The sequence below is a fragment of the Polymorphobacter multimanifer genome, assembly GCF_014205635.1.
GTDB classification, from domain to species: domain Bacteria; phylum Pseudomonadota; class Alphaproteobacteria; order Sphingomonadales; family Sphingomonadaceae; genus Sandarakinorhabdus; species Sandarakinorhabdus multimanifer.
In genome coordinates this window covers 18,304-35,368 of the sequence record NZ_JACIIV010000002.1, presented here as the reverse complement: position 1 = coordinate 35,368, position 17,065 = coordinate 18,304, and the positions used below count along the sequence as shown (strand labels likewise).

General features: G+C 65.9%; 18 protein-coding genes. 7 read left to right on the top strand and 11 right to left on the bottom strand.

The genetic code is table 11. The features are described 5' to 3' along the window. Positions 1 to 2 precede the first annotated feature (2 nt). A complete protein-coding gene (locus FHS79_RS01310; RefSeq protein WP_184194206.1) occupies positions 3 to 1,130 on the top strand; it encodes an acyl-CoA dehydrogenase family protein in 1,128 nt (375 codons plus the stop codon). Beyond that, positions 1,127 to 1,717, top strand: coding sequence for an SAM-dependent methyltransferase (locus FHS79_RS01305; RefSeq protein ID WP_184194203.1), 591 nt, complete (start codon positions 1,127 to 1,129; stop codon positions 1,715 to 1,717). Before FHS79_RS01310 ends, FHS79_RS01305 begins: the two co-directional genes overlap by 4 nt. Here the strand turns inward: FHS79_RS01305 and FHS79_RS01300 are convergent. Genes FHS79_RS01300 through FHS79_RS18610 form a run of 4 tightly spaced genes read right to left on the bottom strand, consistent with a single transcriptional unit; the run spans position 1,638 to position 5,984 of the window. Continuing rightward, positions 1,638 to 2,657, bottom strand: a complete 1,020-nt coding sequence (locus FHS79_RS01300; RefSeq protein ID WP_207792176.1) for a glycosyltransferase — start codon at positions 2,655 to 2,657, stop codon at positions 1,638 to 1,640. The genes FHS79_RS01305 and FHS79_RS01300 overlap by 80 nt on opposite strands. A gap of 23 nt (positions 2,658 to 2,680) precedes the next feature. Then, complete coding sequence (locus FHS79_RS01295) at positions 2,681 to 3,817, bottom strand: beta-glucosidase (RefSeq protein ID WP_184194197.1); 1,137 nt, start codon at positions 3,815 to 3,817, stop codon at positions 2,681 to 2,683. Between the two features lie 9 nt (positions 3,818 to 3,826). Continuing rightward, positions 3,827 to 4,945, bottom strand: coding sequence for a UDP-galactopyranose mutase (gene glf / locus FHS79_RS18615; protein WP_184194194.1), 1,119 nt, complete (start codon positions 4,943 to 4,945; stop codon positions 3,827 to 3,829). Beyond that, the gene (locus FHS79_RS18610; RefSeq protein ID WP_184194191.1) at positions 4,938 to 5,984 is read right to left on the bottom strand and encodes a glycosyltransferase; all 1,047 of its coding nucleotides are present in this window, start codon (positions 5,982 to 5,984) and stop codon (positions 4,938 to 4,940) included. Before FHS79_RS18610 ends, glf begins: the two co-directional genes overlap by 8 nt. 467 nt (positions 5,985 to 6,451) lie before the next feature. Here FHS79_RS18610 and FHS79_RS01280 point away from each other — a divergent pair, with 467 nt between their 5' ends. Both FHS79_RS01280 and FHS79_RS01275 read left to right on the top strand, forming a co-directional pair. After that, complete coding sequence (locus FHS79_RS01280; protein ID WP_184194188.1) at positions 6,452 to 6,637, top strand: hypothetical protein; 186 nt, start codon at positions 6,452 to 6,454, stop codon at positions 6,635 to 6,637. Positions 6,638 to 6,641: 4 nt separating this feature from the next. Continuing rightward, complete coding sequence (locus FHS79_RS01275) at positions 6,642 to 7,085, top strand: hemerythrin domain-containing protein (RefSeq protein WP_184194185.1); 444 nt, start codon at positions 6,642 to 6,644, stop codon at positions 7,083 to 7,085. Between the two features lie 14 nt (positions 7,086 to 7,099). Here FHS79_RS01275 and FHS79_RS01270 read toward each other — a convergent pair whose 3' ends face one another. From FHS79_RS01270 to FHS79_RS01260, 3 genes are all read right to left on the bottom strand, one after another. Next, the gene (locus FHS79_RS01270; protein WP_184194182.1) at positions 7,100 to 8,806 is read right to left on the bottom strand and encodes a histidine kinase dimerization/phosphoacceptor domain -containing protein; all 1,707 of its coding nucleotides are present in this window, start codon (positions 8,804 to 8,806) and stop codon (positions 7,100 to 7,102) included. 74 nt (positions 8,807 to 8,880) lie between these two features. Further along, entirely contained in the window at positions 8,881 to 9,519 is a 639-nt protein-coding gene (locus FHS79_RS01265; protein WP_184194179.1) for a sigma-70 family RNA polymerase sigma factor, read from the bottom strand. After that, positions 9,516 to 9,827: a NepR family anti-sigma factor gene (locus FHS79_RS01260; RefSeq protein ID WP_184194176.1), complete on the bottom strand. Its 312-nt coding sequence runs from the start codon at positions 9,825 to 9,827 to the stop codon at positions 9,516 to 9,518. Before FHS79_RS01260 ends, FHS79_RS01265 begins: the two co-directional genes overlap by 4 nt. A 160-nt stretch (positions 9,828 to 9,987) precedes the next feature. Here FHS79_RS01260 and FHS79_RS01255 point away from each other — a divergent pair, with 160 nt between their 5' ends. Continuing rightward, positions 9,988 to 10,773, top strand: a complete 786-nt coding sequence (locus FHS79_RS01255; protein ID WP_184194640.1) for a response regulator — start codon at positions 9,988 to 9,990, stop codon at positions 10,771 to 10,773. Between the two features lie 3 nt (positions 10,774 to 10,776). Here the strand turns inward: FHS79_RS01255 and FHS79_RS01250 are convergent, their stop codons facing one another. After that, entirely contained in the window at positions 10,777 to 11,415 is a 639-nt protein-coding gene (locus FHS79_RS01250; protein WP_207792175.1) for a Crp/Fnr family transcriptional regulator, read from the bottom strand. 396 nt (positions 11,416 to 11,811) lie between these two features. Between FHS79_RS01250 and FHS79_RS01245 the strand changes: the two genes are divergently transcribed. Further along, complete coding sequence (locus FHS79_RS01245) at positions 11,812 to 12,747, top strand: HWE histidine kinase domain-containing protein (protein ID WP_184194169.1); 936 nt, start codon at positions 11,812 to 11,814, stop codon at positions 12,745 to 12,747. Between the two features lie 103 nt (positions 12,748 to 12,850). Continuing rightward, a complete protein-coding gene (galE, locus tag FHS79_RS01240) occupies positions 12,851 to 13,939 on the top strand; it encodes a UDP-glucose 4-epimerase GalE (protein WP_184194165.1) in 1,089 nt (362 codons plus the stop codon). Here galE and FHS79_RS01235 read toward each other — a convergent pair. From FHS79_RS01235 to ubiA, 3 genes are read right to left on the bottom strand one after another with little or no spacing between them, the layout of a single operon-like run. Next, positions 13,936 to 14,754, bottom strand: a complete 819-nt coding sequence (locus FHS79_RS01235; protein ID WP_184194162.1) for an inositol monophosphatase family protein — start codon at positions 14,752 to 14,754, stop codon at positions 13,936 to 13,938. The genes galE and FHS79_RS01235 overlap by 4 nt on opposite strands. After that, entirely contained in the window at positions 14,754 to 16,100 is a 1,347-nt protein-coding gene (locus FHS79_RS01230) for a TldD/PmbA family protein (RefSeq protein WP_184194159.1), read from the bottom strand. Before FHS79_RS01230 ends, FHS79_RS01235 begins: the two co-directional genes overlap by 1 nt. Positions 16,101 to 16,137: 37 nt before the next feature. Then, on the bottom strand, positions 16,138 to 17,061 hold the full coding sequence (gene ubiA, locus FHS79_RS01225) for a 4-hydroxybenzoate octaprenyltransferase (protein ID WP_184194156.1): 924 nt from the start codon (positions 17,059 to 17,061) through the stop codon (positions 16,138 to 16,140). Positions 17,062 to 17,065 lie beyond the last annotated feature (4 nt).

The following is a 17,065-nucleotide window of genomic DNA, read 5'->3' as shown; positions in this document are numbered from 1 at the left end:
CGATGCTCAATCATGCTCCCGTTGCTCCGGTTCCCGCCGCACCGCCCGGTCCGGTCGCGGCGGCCTGTCATGTCGCCGCATTGGCCTATGAACTGGCGCCGGCACGCGATTGCGATGGCTGCGTGCTCGATCGGGAAGTGGCGTCGCTGGCCGTCGAAGGGTTGCTGCATGCGCCGCTGCCCGCGCGGCTCGGCGGCACCGGGCTCGGGATGGATTCAGCGACGGCTCCGGCGATGCGCGATGTATTGCGGATCATCGGCGGCGGATCGCTTTCACTCGGGCGATTGTACGAAGGCCATGTCAACGCCGTGCGGCTGGTCACGCGCTTCGGCACGGCGGCTCAGTTGCAACTGCTCGCTAACGAAGCCGCTGCCGGCCGTCTTTCAGCAGTGTGGAACGCGCAGACCGGCCTGGGCGTGACGCTGGCCGACCGCCGGCTAGCAGGCAGCAAGATCTACACGTCCGGCACCGGCATGGTGCGGCGCCCGCTGCTGACCGCGGGCACGCCGCAGGGCGTGCTGATGCTGCTGGCCGATGTGCAGGCGGCGCGGAACGACCTTTCCAGCTGGACTCCGCTGGGGATGCGCGCCTCGCTCACCGGGTCCGTCGACTTCACCGGCATTGCCGTCGGCGATGCCGAGATCGTCGGTGAGGCGGGGGATTATTATTGCAGCCCGCATTTCGCCGGCGGCGCCTGGCGGGTGCTCGCCGTGCAGCTCGGGTCCATCGAGCGGCTGGTGTCGCTCTACCGCTCGCAGATGGTCGATCGCAACCGGACCGAGGACCCTGTGCAGCGCGCGCGCTTCGGCGAGGCTGTGGCCGCGCTCGAAACCGCCCGGCTGTGGACGGCGGGCGCCGCCGCGATTGCCGAGGACGCCAGGCGGCCGGGCGACGAGATCGATGCGTTCGTCAATCTTGCACGCCACGGCTTCGAGCGGGCAGCGCTCGACGTGATCGAGCGCGTACAGCGCGGCATCGGGCTCTCGACGATGCTGCGGCCCAACCCCATCGAGCGGATCGTCCGCGATCTCGCCACCTATCTCCGCCAGCCGTTTCCCGATGCTGCTCTTGATTCGGCAGCGATCTGGGCACTCGCCGAGCGGCCGATGCATCGCGATATCGGAGAATGACGATGGGAAGCTTGCCGCCGGCCTATTTCGACGCGCTCTACAAACGTGATCCCGATCCCTGGAAGTTCGAAACCAGCGACTATGAAGCGGGCAAATATGCAGCGACCCTGGCCGCGCTGCCGCGGCAGCGCTACAATGCCGCGCTCGAAGTCGGCTGTTCGATCGGGGTTCTGACGCAGGCGCTGGCACCGCGATGCGACCGTCTGCTCGGCATCGATGTGGCCGAGGCCGCAATCGAGCGCGCACGCGCACGAACCCGCCACCTCGGCAATGTGCGGCTGGCGGGCCGGGCCTTTCCCGGCGAAGTGCAGCAGGATGCGCCCGCCGAGGGCTATGATCTGATCATGCTCTCCGAAGTGCTCTATTACCTCGATCCACCCGCACTCATGCGCGCGGTGCGGGTCACCAGGGCGGTAGCGGCGCCCGGTGCCGATGTCCTGCTCGTCCATTGGCTTGGGCCGACGCCCGACTATCCGCTCACCGGCAATGCTGCGGCGGAACTGTTCATCAATGCCCTGCGGCCTGCAGCGACAATCCTGCACCAGGCAGCGGAACGCGACTATCGGATCGATCTGCTGCGTCTTTAAGCCAGCGGCCCAACAAGGCGGTTTGCGCCGGCAAGGCGCGAACAGCCACACGCTGCCGGGCAAGGCGGGGCGTCTCTGCCTCCTGCGCTGCCCAGGCGGCACCGAAGCCCGGGCGGCTGCCCCAGCGCGCACGGGCAGCAACGCGGCGCGCGGCGCGGTCCCAGGTCGTTGCCGCCGGCTCGAGGGCAAAATCGGCAAGGGCGTCCTGGTCGGTCGCATAGTCGCTCAGCAGGTCCGCAAGCCCGCCCGGTGCGCGACCATCGGCGCGCGCCGAGGTGAACACCTGCACGTCGCAGGCATGGCGAATTCGCGCATCATGGCGGACAAGGGCGGCATGCAGCGCCCGGTCTTCGGCAAGGTCGACCAGCGGTGAGCCGCCAACGGTGGAAAGCGTGCTGGCGCGCACGGCGAAATTGGCGCCCCAGCTCCAGACATGGTTGGGCCAGGGATCATGATCGAGCGGATCGAGCCAATCGGTGACGCGCGCGACCATCGCGGCATACTCGGCTTCGGCCTCCCGCACGCGCGCGAGCGGTGCGCTGATCGGGCCATCGAGGGCGATCACGCCGCACACGGCGTCGATCTGCGGCACAAAGGCGGCCAGCAACCGCCCGAGCCAGTCGCCGGCCACGCGGCTGTCGGCATCGGTGCCGGCGACGATGCCATCAGGGCGACCGAGCCGGAGCAGATGTGCCACCGCGGCTTCGGTCACTGCGCGGCGGGCGTGGCCGATATGCGATTCGGCCGACGGCATCACGGCTTCGATGACGATGAGCGGAAACGGCAGCGCCACGCTGCGGGCGACCGCGGCCGTGGCATCGGTGCAATTGTTGGCGTGGACGATAGCGGCCGCAATGCTGCTGTCGGCATGCGGTTGCGCGGCAAGGGCTTCCAATGCCGCACCGATCCGTGTTGCTTCATTTCGTGCCGGAATCGCCACGACAACGGGCGGCGCCCCGATGCTCAAGCTGCGGCCGACACGCGCGCGAGCGCTCGGAAGCGTGTCGCCTGATCGCGAATCTCCCCGGCCAGCGCGGCATGGGCATGGCGATGCCCGTCGGGAGCATGGCCATCGAACAGGCCGTTCTGGCAGTGCCGGTCGTCGACCCAGCCGAGGTGGCTGATGATCGGATAGAGGCAGATGCCGCCGACCATCGTGCCTTGCCGGGCAGCGACGCACACCTCGTCGCAGACGTAGCGGAGCCAGTGCGGGCGAAACACGCCTTCGGTGCCGGTCTCGGCGATGTAGACGGGTTGGCTGTAGCGCGCGGCAGCCGGACCGAGCAGCTGATGCAACGGGACGTGAAGCCAGTCTCCGAGGAAGACGGTGCGTCCCTCATCGATCCACTGGTTGTTGTAGTAATAGTTGAACCCGATGACATCGAGCGCATCGGCATGGCCACCGAGGTCAGGCGCCTTCAAGCCGAGCAGCATGTCGACCGCCTCGAACTGCGATTCATTGTGCCGTGCCGCTTTTGCCGCCGCCGCTGGCGAGGCGTCGGCCGGGAGCACATTGATCAACGGCTCGGCGCAGGTGATCCGTGCCTGGCTGTTGATGCTGCGCACTTCGCACGTGGCGGCGAGGGCGGCTCGGACGAGCTGCCGCTTGAGCACGTCACCAGAGCCCCGCGCGAACGGGTTGAGATCGCCGGTATCGCCGCCGGCAAAGGCCCAGTAGCTGATCTCGTTGACAGGCGTGAAGCAGGGGGCAGTGTCGGTCTCCGAGGCGATCACCCGCGCCGCTTCGCGCGCAAAGGCGGCGAAACGGGTGATGAAGCGCGGCGACAAGACATCGACACCATCGGGGATGCCATAGTGCAGCAGATCCCAGATGATCCGCGTGTTCGTCTCGCGCGCCGCGCGCAGCATCGGCAGGAAGCTCGACCAGTCATAACGGCCGGGCCGCTGCTCGATGAGGTGCCAGCGCAGGCCATCGCGCGCCGCCGCCATGCCATGCGCGTGCAGCAGCCGATAATCCTCGGCAGCGCGTGCTGCATGGCCGGTGCTGGCGGCGATATCCAGCCGTCTGCGTGACTTCAATTTCTGGGCAGCACATTCGAAGCCGCCCATCAACATGGTCCCGAAGAGAGGCTGGATCATGTCGCTGCTTCAGGCGGCTTGCCGACCGGTGCGCGGCACCGCAGCATCGAGCCGCTGGAACGTCGCGAGTGCCTGGCCGACCACCTGATCCATGTTGTAATAGCGGTATGTTGCCAGCCGTCCGACGAACCAGGTGTTCTCCTCGGCACGTGCGAGCGCTTCGTAGCGCTTGAACAGCGCTTCGTTCTCCGGCCGCGGAATGGGATAATAGGGGTCGCCCTCCGCGCTCGGATACTCATAGGTGAGGGTCGTGCAGGGGTGGTTCTGACCGGTGAGGTGCTTCACCTCGGTGACGCGGGTATAATCCTGATCCTGCGGGAAGTTGATCGTTCCGACCTGCTGCGTCCAGGCCTCGTCGAGCGTGACATGGTGGAATTGCAGCGAGCGATACGGCAGCGCACCATAGACATGGCCGTAATAGGCATCGATCGGCCCGGTGAAGACCATCCGCCGCGGCCGGTCGGCGGCCGGCATCGCCAGCGCATCGACGCCGAGCTGGACGGTGATGAGCGGATTGGCGAGCATGCGCTCGAACATCGCCGTATAGCCATCGCGCGGCATCTGCTGGAACGAGTCGGTGAAGTAACGGTCGTCATCGTTGGTGCGCGTAGGCACCCGTGCCGTCACCGAGCGATCGAGCTCGCTGGGATCGAGGCCCCATTGCTTCTGGGTATAGCCGCGGAAGAACTTCTCGTAGAGCTCGCGCCCGACCTTGCCGACGACGACGTCCTCGGAGGTGCGGATGGTCTCGACGGGCTCGGCGCGCGCCGCCAGAAAGGCTTCGACGCCGGCTTCGTCGAGGTCGAGCCCATAGAGCTTGTTGATCGTGGTGCGATTGATCGGAATCGGCACTAGCTGCCCATCGACCGACGCCAGCACGCGATGCTCGTACGGGCGCCATTCGGTGAACTGCGACAGATAATCCGAGATCATGCTGCTGTTGGTATGGAAGATGTGCGGGCCATATTGGTGGAAGAGCACGCCATCGGCATTGCGGCGATCATGCGCATTGCCGGCGATATGGTCGCGTTTGTCGACCACCAGCACGGTCTCGCCGCGTTGCGAGGCGATGCGCTCGGCCATTACCGCACCGGCAAAGCCGGCGCCGACCACAATCCAATCATGCATGTTCGCTCTCCAGAGCTTGCGTTGTGACGGTGCTGATTTCACGGTGCATCAGCGCCCAGGTGCTGTCCCACGACGAGCTTCGCAGCTGCTCGGCCACGCGGCTGTGCCATGCAGGGTCGCCGGCAGAGGCAAGAGCGACCTCAATGGCGGCGGCAAGGCCTTCGGCATCATCGGCGATTCCGACAAGGCCGAGATCGCCATAGGGGTTCTGCACATCGGGGATGGCGGTGGAGACGACGGGCAAGCCGGCTGCCAGGAATTCCGGTGTCTTGGTGGGGCTTATGAAGCGCGTGGCATCGTTGCGCGCGAACGGCATGAAGCCGCAGTCCCAATGGTGGAGATAGGCGGGCAGCTGGTCGTAGCTCCTGCCGCCGATCCAATGGAGGTTGGGACGCTCGGGGCACGAAGCAGGGTCGATCTTCACGATCGGCCCAACCATCACGAACTGCATCTCGGGGCAGCGTGCGGCCAGCTCGTCAACCAGCGCCATGTCCATCCGCTCGTCGATGACGCCGAAAAAGCCGATGCGCGGATGCGGGATATGCGCCTGATCCTGCGGATCGGCGAGCATCGGCTCGGGCCGGCGGAAATGGGCGATATCGACGCTCGATGGCACCGGGTGGATATTGGGATGCAGATGCCGCTTGGCCTCGTAGAGACTGTGGCCGCCGGTGAACACCACATCGGCCCGCGCCATCAGCAGTGCTTCCTGCTGGCGGATGCGGCTGTCGGCTCCATGAAACAGCGCCAGTTCGTCCATGTTGTCATAGACAGTCGTGGTGCTGCCGAGCGAGCCGCTGAATTCGAGCGCCATCGGCGTGTAATACCAGACGACGCGGGGCAGCCGGCCCATCAGCAGATTGTCGACGAGCAACGCCTGGGTTTCGACGCGCTGCTCATGACTGCCGCCAGCGGGAAGCAGCGGTGTTGCGACGGTAACCCCGCCGCTGATGGCGATCGACCAGCCCGGCGTCATGTCGGGCGCATCCATCGGCTCCTCCACGAAGATCACTTCGTAATCGGTGGTGGCGCGGGTCATCAGGTGCTGCGGGCGCTGAAACACAAAATTCCAACGCAGATGCGAGAAACAAAGCAGCAAGGGATGTGTTGGCGCATCGGCATCGGTCGCGACAAGCCCGTTGGCCGCGCTGGACAGCATTTTCATCGAAGATGGTTCTTTCGTCGGAGTCGGCAATCAGGTCGATGATCCGGCCTCAGGGTCGTGGATTCTCCACGACCGAGCCCGGCGCCGGGGTCTGGCCGATCGCTGGCGCAGGCGCAGGCGCGGTCGGCATGGATCCAAGTCCGCGGTCCGCCAAAGGCGGTCGCTGCGGCGGCGTGGCCGGGATGCTAGCGGAAGGCGCGTTGCCCATGCCGGCATTCGGCGCGCCGAGGGGCGGTGCCGGAGCCGGAGCAGAGGGTACTGCCGTGGAACCAGTTGTCGGCGGCGCTTCCTGCGCCACGGCCATGGTCGCGAATCCAGTCGAGAGAGCGAGCAGAGCAATCTTGTTCATGAAAACCTCCGGTGATGCCCCCGCGATGTTCCATGAAATTCAAGATATGATGCCGGTTTTGGTTCCTTGCCCGCACAAATTTCAAGCGGACTGCAAACCATCTCAAAGCGCAGTCATCCGCCCGGAACTTGGCCGCCCAGCCATGGTTGGTTCGACAATGAAATCACTCAAGGCTTGATCGTGTGCCCCAACCACCCAATGCCATTGCCCTGCTGACCGCTGTACACCGCGAGATCGATGCGCTCTTCGAGCAATTCGAAGTCGCCACCCCGGAGCGGCAGCTGGCCTTGAAAGCGCCGATCTGTGCGGCGATCGCAAGCCATCAGGCGCTCGAGCAGCAGGTGTTCTATCCGGCCGTGTCTGCAGTGCTCGACACCGCCGAGCTGATCGATGTTGCCGTCGTGGAGCGCATGACCACCGAATTTCTGCTTGAGCACATCGCCGATCCTGCCATGTCGCCGGAGATGCTCCGTGCCCATATGACCGTGCTCCGCGAGCATTTCGCGCACCATGCAGAAATGGAGGAGCGGCAGATCTTCCGGCGGGTGCGGGGCTCCGACCTCGATCTTGAAGCGCTTGGGGCGCGCATGCAGGCCTTCGTGGCCCGGCCAGGCTATCTGGTCTGAGCCGGCGTCAGGCTTCAACCGCGCGCCTCGACTGTCATCACCTTGTCCAGCGGCATCGACAGCACGATCTGGCCCTTGTCCGGCCCGACATCGTCGATGCGCGAGCGGCCCCCCAATTGATGGGCAATGGCGATGACGAGCCGGCGGTGAAGGCTGTCACGACCGGAATCGGGGAGCAGGCCGTGTGCGGTCACCACGAAGCAGATCATATCGTCCTCGCTGGTGATATGGATACGGAAGGTCCCGGCATCCTCATCCCCGCCCGCCCTTTCGAACAGGCAGACGGCAGCTTCCACCACCCACAAGGAGAGCGGCACGGCACGATCGAGATCGACAACCTGCGGTGCAAGATCGGGATCGACGATCACCTCGCCGCGGCAGCGGCCGTGCGACGCCAGCAGCTCCTCGAGAGGCTCAAGCAGATCGGAAACCGACACTGTGGTGAGCTCGCCGTCGGCGTAGAGCAGGCCGTTGACCATCGCCAGCGTCGCGACGCGGAGCTGCGCTTCGTCGAGCGCCACGCGCGCCTGCCCGGCAGGCATGCGTGCAGCCTGAAGACTGAGAAAGCTGCCCATCACCTGCAGGTTGTTGCGGACCCGGTGATGAAGTTCGCGCGCCACGGCCGTCTGGGTCTCGACCGATTGCCGCAACCGATGGTCGCGCTCGGCAATCGAATTGCCCATGCGCAAAAGGTCCGCCGCAAAATCGCGCATTTCCATCGGCGCATTGGCAAAGCTTGGCCGGCGCCTGAGATCGGAACCACCGCTGTTGCCGATTCGCCCGGCGAGTGTCCCGAGCTCGGCAATCCAGCGCAGGATGGCGCGGTTGGCACCATACCAGATTGCCGCCGAGGCCAGCACCAGCGCGAGCAGCGGCAGCAGGAAATAGCCTGCGGCAAACCACCAGTCACTGCCGAAGCGGAACGGCTGGGCAGCGGCATAGACAATGTGGAACGATTCGCCGCCTTCGGTATCGATATGCAGCGGTGCCACGGCATAGGACCAGTCCCGCCCGTCCGGCCCTGCCACGGTGAACACCTCGTCGTTATTTGCATCAGCATTCTTCGGAAGAATATCGAGCTGCTTCCACGGCAGCTGTCGGCTGCTCACCACCGGGCGGCCTGCGCCATCCACCAGCGCCACAGCCACATTGTCGAGGCGATGCTGTTCGCTGAGCAGCCGCTCGATCCACGCAAGATCGATCGATGCCGTGATGACCCCGTCAAATTCGCCGTCGGCAGCGCGGAGTGGCAGCACGGCGCGCAGGATCGGTCGGTTCGAAATCTCGCCCCATATCGGTGCCGTCACCAGAAATCCGCTGGTCTGCAACTGCTTCGAGAGGATCGGCTCCTTCATCGTCATGCCGACGGCGCTCGGGTCGCTCGCGCAGGCGAGCGTGCCATCGGGCCGCGCGATCGAGAAATGGCTATAGGCCGGATAGCGCCGTACGGTTTCCTGCAGGATGGGGCCACATGTTGCCTGCTCGCGCGCCCGGACATCGGGGATTGTCGCCAGCACGCCAAGAATGGCTCGGGCACCTGCGATAACATTGCGTTCGGACGCGCTGGTCATCATCGCAGATTCGAGCAATTGCCCGCTTCCGGCGCTGCGGTCGCGCTGCAGCCGGGCGATCCCCTGCCAGGTGGAAAGCAGCACCAGCGGCAGCAGCGACACCAGCATGATGAACAGGAGGATGCCGCGAATGGAACTCCTGCGGGTCATCCGGTCGAGCAGCGGCAACGGCGCAACAAGACTCGCCGTTCGTCGCGGCGCAGGCTTTCCGAACATTTCCTGCATCAGCGATTGTTGGCTGTCTGCGACAATTGCGACCGGCCGGACGATGGCAGGCGAGCGGACTCATGCGAGGATGATCCATCCATGTGGCGCCGAAGCGCGCTGCGGCCACGGCTGATCCGGCTTTTCACGGTGCCGACCGGCGTGTCCATGATCCCGGCAATGTCCTCGCAGCGAAGCCCCGACTCCATCAGCAGCAAAGCTTCACGCTGCTCCGCCGGCAACAGCAGCAGACCGCGCTGCAAATCTTCGAGATTGAGGCCTGCCTCCTGCGATGGGGCCGTCACCATCAACCGGTCGGTCACTTCGGGATCGAGCTCGACAAACCGGCGCGACACCTTGACCACGGAATAAAAGTGGTTGCGCAGGATCCGAAACATCCAGCCGCGAAAATTGCTGCCGGGCGTGAAGGAGGCGCGTGCGCCCCAACCCTTGGCGAGCGCTTCCTGCGTCAGGTCATCGGCCAGATCCCGGTTGTAGCAAAGACTGCGGGCATAGGCCCGGAGCGAAGGGATGACCTCGGTCAACTGGCGCCGGAATTGCGCTTCATCGCTCGCACCGAGGCGCAACTTTCCGCTGGTGCCCGGGGCCGGCGTACCTTCCGGAATTTCGCCGCCTGCGTGATCAACCACCTTGCTCATTGGCTGCCCTCGGGCTCGATGGTCCCGTTGGCCAGCGCGGCAGGTTCATTCGACGGCGGGGACTCGGACGATTTGCGAACGGCGTCGATGGCATCGAGAAGATCGAAGAACTCGTCTGGCACCGACTCGCGTTCCACGTCCTGCCAAAGCTTCCGCAGTCCCAGCGACACGGGATCATCACCGACACGGCGACCGCGCCGGGGTGGACCCGCGCCGCGCAACGGCAGTCCCATGTCCTGCTGCGACTCATGATAGAGCGGCTTTGCAGGCTCCTGTGCACCATCGGCCGCGGGATGTTTTTCAGCCATTCATCTGGTTTCCATCATCGTCAATGGGTGCAAACCATGCGATAAGATAATGGTTCCCTATCAACGGGGGGTTTTTTGCCGGTCGGCTTGGAACCGGCAAGCTGCTATGGTGTTGTGCGGTTGCACTATTGGTTATCCGGAGTGATGCGTGACAGAAGTGATTTCGATGCGGGCTGCGCTCGGGCCGCATTTGCCTCCCCTCCGCCGGTATGCACGTGCGCTTACCGGTGCGCAGCGTCGTGGAGACGCTTATGTGCGCCTGACCCTGGAAACCATTCTGATCGAGCCCGAGCATCTGCCGGGCAGTTATTCGGCTGACGACAAGCGGCCCAAGCTGGCGTTGTTCCGGCTGTTCCACTCGGTGCTGCAGACCGCTGAGCTGCCATCACCTTCATTGCCGGCAACAGAGATTTACGACATGCCGCCGGGAGGCATGGAGGCGCTGCTGCTGACTGTTGTCGAGGGGTTCAGCCTCGCCGAGACCGCCTTCATCCTCGATGAGACCGAAGAGGTGATTGCCGGCCAGGTCAGCCGTGCCAAGGCCGCCATCGCCGAGACGATCCGGTCGCGGGTGTTGATCATCGAAGACGAGCCGCTCATTGCGATGCATCTCGAGCAGATCGTCGAGGACATGGGGCATGAAGTGTCCGGCATGGCGATGACGCATGAGGATGCAACGATCCGCGCACATGAGGTTCTGCCGGAGCTGGTGCTTGCCGACATTCAGCTGGCCGACGGATCTTCCGGCCTCGATGCCGCGCGCGAAATCCTGGAAACCTTCGATGTGCCGGTGATTTTCATCACCGCTTACCCGGAACGTTTGCTGACCGGCGAGCGTCCCGAACCGGCGTATCTGGTGACCAAACCGTTCAAGGCCGAGACGGTGATCGCCACCATCGGCCAGGCGCTGATGGCACGCAGCTTCAAGCGCGCCGAAACCAACTGAGGCTCAGCTGCGCTTGTCGGGAGGGTAGACTTGGGCCAGCACCTTGTCGAAGTGCGCGCGCACCGATCGCGTGCAGTTGCAGCTGTGCCGATCCAGACGACGGCGATCGAGAATTTGTATGCAGCCGAGCGAGACCTTGAGCGCATTGTCGCTCTTCAGGCCGGCCAGCACACGGCTGACATAGCTGCGTCCCACCCCGAGCAGTTCGGCAAGCCGTTGCTGGGTGATGGGGATGGCGAGATCACCAGTCCTGTCATGCGCCGAGAGCAACCAGCGCGCCGTGCGCTGCTCGATGCTGTGCGCGGCACTGCAGGCGACTGACTGGAAGATCTGCGAGAGCAGGCAATCGGCATAGTGCGTGAACAGCTGATCAAGGGCTGGTGATTCTTCCTTGATCGCCTGCAGCTGCCGCGTCTCCATCCGCCACAAGGTGCCGGGATACTGCACCACCGACCGCGTGTAGGCCGGCAGATGACCCTGGCTCACGATTCCGCCGACAGCACCTTCGCGGCCGATCAGCGCGCATTCCACCGAGTTTCCATCCTCGAAGGCGACCATGAACGAGATCAGCGCCGGCCCCTCGGGAAAGTGCACATGGTCCACATCGTCCCCGGGTTCGTAAAGGATTTCACCGGCGGCCACACGAAGTGGTTCGAGGTGCCTGACCAGTAGCGCCTGGTCAGGTGGCTTCAGAAAGCGAAGCAGATTGTTATGAGGCAGATCTGATTTCACAGGTGACACGATAGGCCGCGTCTTGGCCATCAGCAATCATGGAGGTCTGTCCACTAGTGCGCAGACCTCCATGATGAACCAGATTATCCGGGCTTTTGGACATCTGGCCCCCGCGGAGACGCTGTGCACCAAAATGAATTCGGCCAGCGAGGCGTTGGTTCGACCCTGGGCGGCTCGACCCCGGGCGGGTCGACCCTCGGCGGTTCGACCCTCGGCTTTCCGGCAATGCCAGACGCAGGGTCCCGAGCGGAGCCATGCGAAAGTAGTTTCATGGCGTTGTCCGCGTTCGATCCGGGCACTGGGAATATGTTCGATGCGCTGCCGGAAATCGCCTGGGTGGCGACCGATGGCGGACAGCACTGGCATTTCAATGCGCGCTGGCACGCCCATACCGGCCTCGATGCCGCAGCCTGTGCCGGGTCGGATTGGCTGCAGGCCGTCCACACCGATGACAGGGAGGCGCTGGGGAGCGGCTGGCAGGCGAGCATGGCCAGCGGCGCGCCGTTCGAGCAGAGCTTCAGGTTGCGCCGGCACAACAGCCAATATGGATGGGTGCTCGCGCGTGCAGCCTTCGATATCGGGACGGCCCGCTGGATCGGGACCGCGGTGGACATCGATGCCATCAAGTCCAGCGAGAGCCAGGCCACGCTTCTGGCGCGCGAGCTCGCACACCGGATCGGCAACATCTTCGCCGTCGTCGGCAGCGTCATCGCCTTTTCCGCACGGTCACGCCCCGAAGCGAAGGATTTTGCCGCCAGCGCCAAGGCGCGGCTCGCGGCACTGGCGCAGGCGCATGAATATGCCTGGCCGATGACGGGTGCCAATGAGGCAGCCCCGGTGCGGCTGCAGGGGCTGCTCGAACTGCTGTTGCGCCCCTATGCCGAAACCGATGGGCCGGAAGTGACGATCACCGGTGTCGATGCCCCGCTCGGGCCGTCGACATCCACCTTCGTGACGCTGGTCGTGCATGAGCTCGCCACGAACGCGGTCAAATATGGAGCCCTTTCAAGCCCGCAGGGGCGCATCGCCGTGCGCGTTCGCCAGTCGGCGGAGCATCTGACGTTGATGTGGGTGGAGAGCGGCGGCCCGCCGATCACCGCGGCTCCAGGGCAGCAGGGCTTCGGTACGGCCCTCATCGACCGCGCCATGAAGATGGGCCTTGCTTCGGAAACCCAGCGCCGTTGGCGGCGGCGCGGACTGGCGATCAAGCTGCGTCTCAACGTTGCGCCACTGGCTCGCTGACGCGCATGCGATCCGTCGCAAGAGCCTGTGGGAATTGCTCGGACGGCTGGAACAAGACTCTGAAATCCGGGTTGTAACCCCGGTATGAGTAAGGAGTATCAGCATGGCTAAACATCGCAACCGGCCCACGCCGATCGTCCAGTCCGAGCCGCTCCCGAAGATCCCGATTGCCGATTGCCCCGCCGTGCTGGTGACAGGCGGCGCCGGCTATATCGGCAGCCATGCAGCCCTTGCACTGCTCGATCAGGGCGTGAAGGTGGTTGTGCTCGATGACATGTCCACCGGCTCGTCGTTGCTGGTGCCCGAGGGAGCAGTGTTCGTGCGCGGCAAGGCCGGCGACTCCGCGCTGGTCACGCGGATCATCCGGCGCGAGAACATCGGCGCGGTCATGCATTTCGCTGCGAGCATCAGTGTCGGCGATTCGGTGACGCAGCCTGCGGCCTATTATCGCAACAATCTCGTGGAGACGCTGGAGCTTGCCGACACCGCTGCAGCTGCCGGCGTCGGCGCGGTCCTCCTGTCCTCCACCGCCGCTGTCTATGCCGAGAACGACGGCTCCCGGCTTCGCGAGACCGATCGCCTCGATCCGATCAACCCCTATGGTGCCTCCAAGGCGATGGCCGAGCGTGTGCTGCGGGACATTGCTGCCGCGTCGCCGCACGGCATGTCGGTCGGCATCCTCCGTTATTTCAACGTCGCCGGCGCCGATCCGCTCGGCCGCTCGGGCCAGAACAGCCTCCACCCGCACCATCTGATCGAGATCGCCACGCAGGTCGCCACCGGCCAGCGCGACATGATCACTGTCCATGGCAATGACTATCCAACTCCCGACGGCTCGGGGGTGCGCGACTATGTGCATGTCAGCGACATCGCCGCAGCACATGTGCTGCTGCTGCGAACGATCCTCGCCGCCAAGGGGCAGAGCCTCACCTTCAACCTCGGTTATGGCGAGGGGCAGAGCGTCCTCGATGTGCTGTCGGCGCTGGGCAAGGTAAGCGGCCGCAACATCCCCTACAGCTTCGGACCGCGCCGCGCCGGGGATCCCGCCAGCCTGGTGGCCGACGCCAGCCTCGCGTCCGCACTCGGTTGGACGCCGGCCTACAAGGACCTGACGACGATGGTCGGCCATGCACTGGCTTGGGAGCGCCAGCGCAGCAAGGCTCCCGAAGACGCGGTGGCAGTCGCGGCCTAGCCCGCCGCCCGCCGATGCGCCGCAAAGATGGCGAGCGCGTGCTGCAGATAATGCAGTGCCAGCGGGTGCAGGCCGGGAGCAGCCGCGGCCACGCCGTGGATGATCGGATCGGGCTTGTTGAAGCTCAGCGGCTGGCCGTGGCGATCGGTCACCGTTCCTCCTGCCTCGCTGACGATGAGCGCGGATGCCGCGACATCCCATTCGTTCACCGTGCGCCCCTCGATCCAGGCATCAGCCTCGCTCGCTGCCAGCTTGGCCATGCGCAGCGCCAGGCTGTTGGGCTTTTCCACAAGCTCGCCGCCGGGCCATGGCGCCGGCCAGAAGGGTGCCGCAAGGTTCTGCGCATCGATTGGGAGCCGGATGCAGCCCTCGCGGCCGCTGCAATGGAGCGGCACATCGCCCAGCCAAGCGCCCTTGCCAAGCTCGGCCACGAAAAGCTGGGTGCGCGCCGGTGCGTGCAGCGCGGCAACGACCGGCGCCCCATCCTCCACCAGTGCCACGCTCACCGCCCAGCCGGTGCGACCGCGTACGAAATCGCGGGTGCCGTCGATCGGGTCGATGATCCACACGCGGCGGCATCCCAGCCGGCCGGGCGTGTCGGCGGTCTCTTCCGACAGCCAGCCGTCTTCGGGGCGGGCGCTGGCCAGCTCGGCCTTCAGCCAGGCATCGACCTCGAGGTCGGCCCGGCTCACAGGGTTGCCCGGCGACTTGTCCCACCAGTCTTCGGGGCCATGGAAATGGCGGAGCGCGAGCTCTCCGGCCGTCTGCGCCAGCCGCCGTGCCAGCGCCACATCGGTTTCGGCCCGTCCCGGCATCAGGCTCCGGCGATGGTCATGCCATCGATGCGGATCGTCGGCGCGTTGGTGCCCATGCGGAATTCGAGGTCATCGGCGGGCACCATCGCCTGGAACATCGCCTTGAGATTGCCGGCGATGGTGATCTCGGCGACCGGCACGGTGATCTCGCCATTCTCGATCAGAAAGCCCGAGGCGCCGCGCGAATAGTCGCCGGTCAGGCCGTTTACCCCCATGCCGATCAGCTCTGTGACGAGCACCCCGCGCTTGATGTCGGCGATCAGTGCCGCCACGCTCTGGTTGCCCGCTGCCATGTGCAGATTGGTCGTGCCTGCCCCCGGCGGACCGCCGGCACCGCGGCTGGCATGGCCGGTCGGTTGCAGGCCCAATTGTGCGGCACTCGCCACATCGAGAAGCCAGGTTGTGAGCACGCCATCCTCGATCAGTGCCGTGCGCCGCACCGGCAGCCCTTCGCCATCGAAGCTGCGCGACGCCAGGCCGCGCCGCCGCAGCGGATCGTCGATGATGTGGATGCCGCTGGAGAACACCCTGGTGCCCAGTGCATCCTTGAGGAAGCTGGTGCCGCGGGTGATGGCGCTGCCGGTGATGGCGCCCGCCAGATGGCCGAGCAGCGAGGCCGAGACTCGCCGGTCGAACACCACCGGCAGGCTGGCGGTCTCGAGCTTCTGCGGCCCCACCCGCTGCACCGCGCGCTCGCCCGCGCGCCGACCGATGGCGGCTGCTGCTTCCAGATCGGCAAAATGCCGTGTCGCATGCCAGGCATAGTCGCGCTGCATCGCGGCTCCCTCGCCGGCGATGACGCTGGCGGAGAGGCTGAAGCTGGACGAGGACCGTCCTGCGGCAAAGCCGGTGCTGGTGGCGAGTGCCGTCACCACGCGCCCCGCCGACGCACCGCCACCTTCGGAGTTGCTCACCCCCGCCACGGCGCGCGCCGCGTCCTCGGCTTCGAGCGCCAGCGCCTTCAGCGCCTCGGGCGGCATGACATGCGAATCCTCGATATCGAGTTCGGGCGGCGTTCCGTTCAGCAGCAGCCCGGCAGGGGCGAGCCCGGCGTACCGGTCCTCGGGTGCCAGCCGCGCCATCGTCACCGCCCGCTCGGCAGCTTCGTGAAGTGCGGTCGGCGACAGGTCGGAGATAACCACATTCGCCGAGCGCCGTCCGATGAACACGCGCAGCCCCAGCTCCTCGCCCTCCGACCGGCCGACATCCTCGAGCGTGCCGAGCCGCACCGCGATCTGCGTGCTGGCATCGCCGGCATAAACCGCGTCGGCGGCATCGGCTCCCGCCGTGCGGGCGGCCGCTATGATGGTGTCGAGGCGATCAAGGGCTTGGGGGATGGTAAGCATGGTCCATGCCTTAGGGTGCCGTGCGCCGCCGGTCCAGTCAGGCCAGCCCGACCACGGCGCAAGCGGCGAAAAGCAGCAGCCCGGCCTGGCGGTTGGCGCGGAACAACGCCAGCGCGCGGGCGGGCGCATGGTCTTTCAACGCCCAGACCTGCCACAGGCAGTGCAGCGCGAACGGCAGGGCAGCGAGCGGGCTGAGCGGATCGGGCAGCGCCAGCCAGAGTGCTGCGACCAGTGCGGCAACGCTCAAGCCATAAAAGCCCGCCACCCCGGTCCGCGCGCGGGCACCCAGCGCCCGCGCCGAAGACTTTATTCCCGCCATTGCATCGTCCTCAAGGTCCTGTAGCGCGTAGATCGTGTCATAGCCGAGCGTCCAGAAGATGCCGGCGGCATAGAGCAGCGCCATCGGCCAGCCGGGTGCCGTGATCGCCGTCCAGCCCACCAGAACGCCCCAGTTGAAGGTGAGGCCGAGCCACGCCTGCGGCCACCAGGTGATGCGCTTCATGAAGGGATAGGCGGCGACAAGCACGAGGCTGGCAATTGCGACGAGCTGCGCCAGCGGGCGGAGCTGCAGCACCACGAGCAGCCCGATGAGCGACAGCGCCACGGCAAAGGCCAGTGCCGCACGCACGCCGATCGCACCGCTCGCCACCGGCCGGGCGCGCGTGCGCTCCACCTTGGCGTCAAGATCGCGGTCGATGATGTCGTTCCACACACAGCCGGCGGCGCGCATCGCCAGGCTGCCGAGCAGGAACCAGGGGATCAGCGCCCAGTCCGCCACCAAGCCGCCGGCCAGCGCCACACCGGCGGCGCAGGGCCAGAACAGCAGCCAGCTGCCCGCCGGCCGATCGAGCCGCGCCAGCCGCGCATAGGCTTGCGCGCCCGCCGGCAGCAGCCGCAGCCAGCCACTGACCTCGGCATCCGGAGTGGCGGGTTCGTTTGGGCGGGGGGCCGTGCTAGCCATGCTG

What these genes read in the sequence shown, in the direction of transcription:
- FHS79_RS01230 (WP_184194159.1), bottom strand. Translation starts at nt 16,100, where the DNA reads ATGCTTACCATCCCCCAAGCCCTTGATCGCCTCGACACCATCATAGCG.
- FHS79_RS01310 (WP_184194206.1), top strand. Translation starts at nt 3, where the DNA reads ATGCTCAATCATGCTCCCGTTGCTCCGGTTCCCGCCGCACCGCCCGGT.
- FHS79_RS01245 (WP_184194169.1), top strand. Translation starts at nt 11,812, where the DNA reads ATGTTCGATGCGCTGCCGGAAATCGCCTGGGTGGCGACCGATGGCGGA.
- FHS79_RS18610 (WP_184194191.1), bottom strand. Translation starts at nt 5,984, where the DNA reads ATGACCCGCGCCACCACCGATTACGAAGTGATCTTCGTGGAGGAGCCG.
- FHS79_RS01270 (WP_184194182.1), bottom strand. Translation starts at nt 8,806, where the DNA reads ATGACCCGCAGGAGTTCCATTCGCGGCATCCTCCTGTTCATCATGCTG.
- glf (WP_184194194.1), bottom strand. Translation starts at nt 4,945, where the DNA reads ATGCATGATTGGATTGTGGTCGGCGCCGGCTTTGCCGGTGCGGTAATG.
- ubiA (WP_184194156.1), bottom strand. Translation starts at nt 17,061, where the DNA reads ATGGCTAGCACGGCCCCCCGCCCAAACGAACCCGCCACTCCGGATGCC.
- galE (WP_184194165.1), top strand. Translation starts at nt 12,851, where the DNA reads ATGGCTAAACATCGCAACCGGCCCACGCCGATCGTCCAGTCCGAGCCG.
- FHS79_RS01235 (WP_184194162.1), bottom strand. Translation starts at nt 14,754, where the DNA reads ATGCCGGGACGGGCCGAAACCGATGTGGCGCTGGCACGGCGGCTGGCG.
- FHS79_RS01295 (WP_184194197.1), bottom strand. Translation starts at nt 3,817, where the DNA reads ATGATCCAGCCTCTCTTCGGGACCATGTTGATGGGCGGCTTCGAATGT.
- FHS79_RS01265 (WP_184194179.1), bottom strand. Translation starts at nt 9,519, where the DNA reads ATGAGCAAGGTGGTTGATCACGCAGGCGGCGAAATTCCGGAAGGTACG.
- FHS79_RS01260 (WP_184194176.1), bottom strand. Translation starts at nt 9,827, where the DNA reads ATGGCTGAAAAACATCCCGCGGCCGATGGTGCACAGGAGCCTGCAAAG.
- FHS79_RS01305 (WP_184194203.1), top strand. Translation starts at nt 1,127, where the DNA reads ATGACGATGGGAAGCTTGCCGCCGGCCTATTTCGACGCGCTCTACAAA.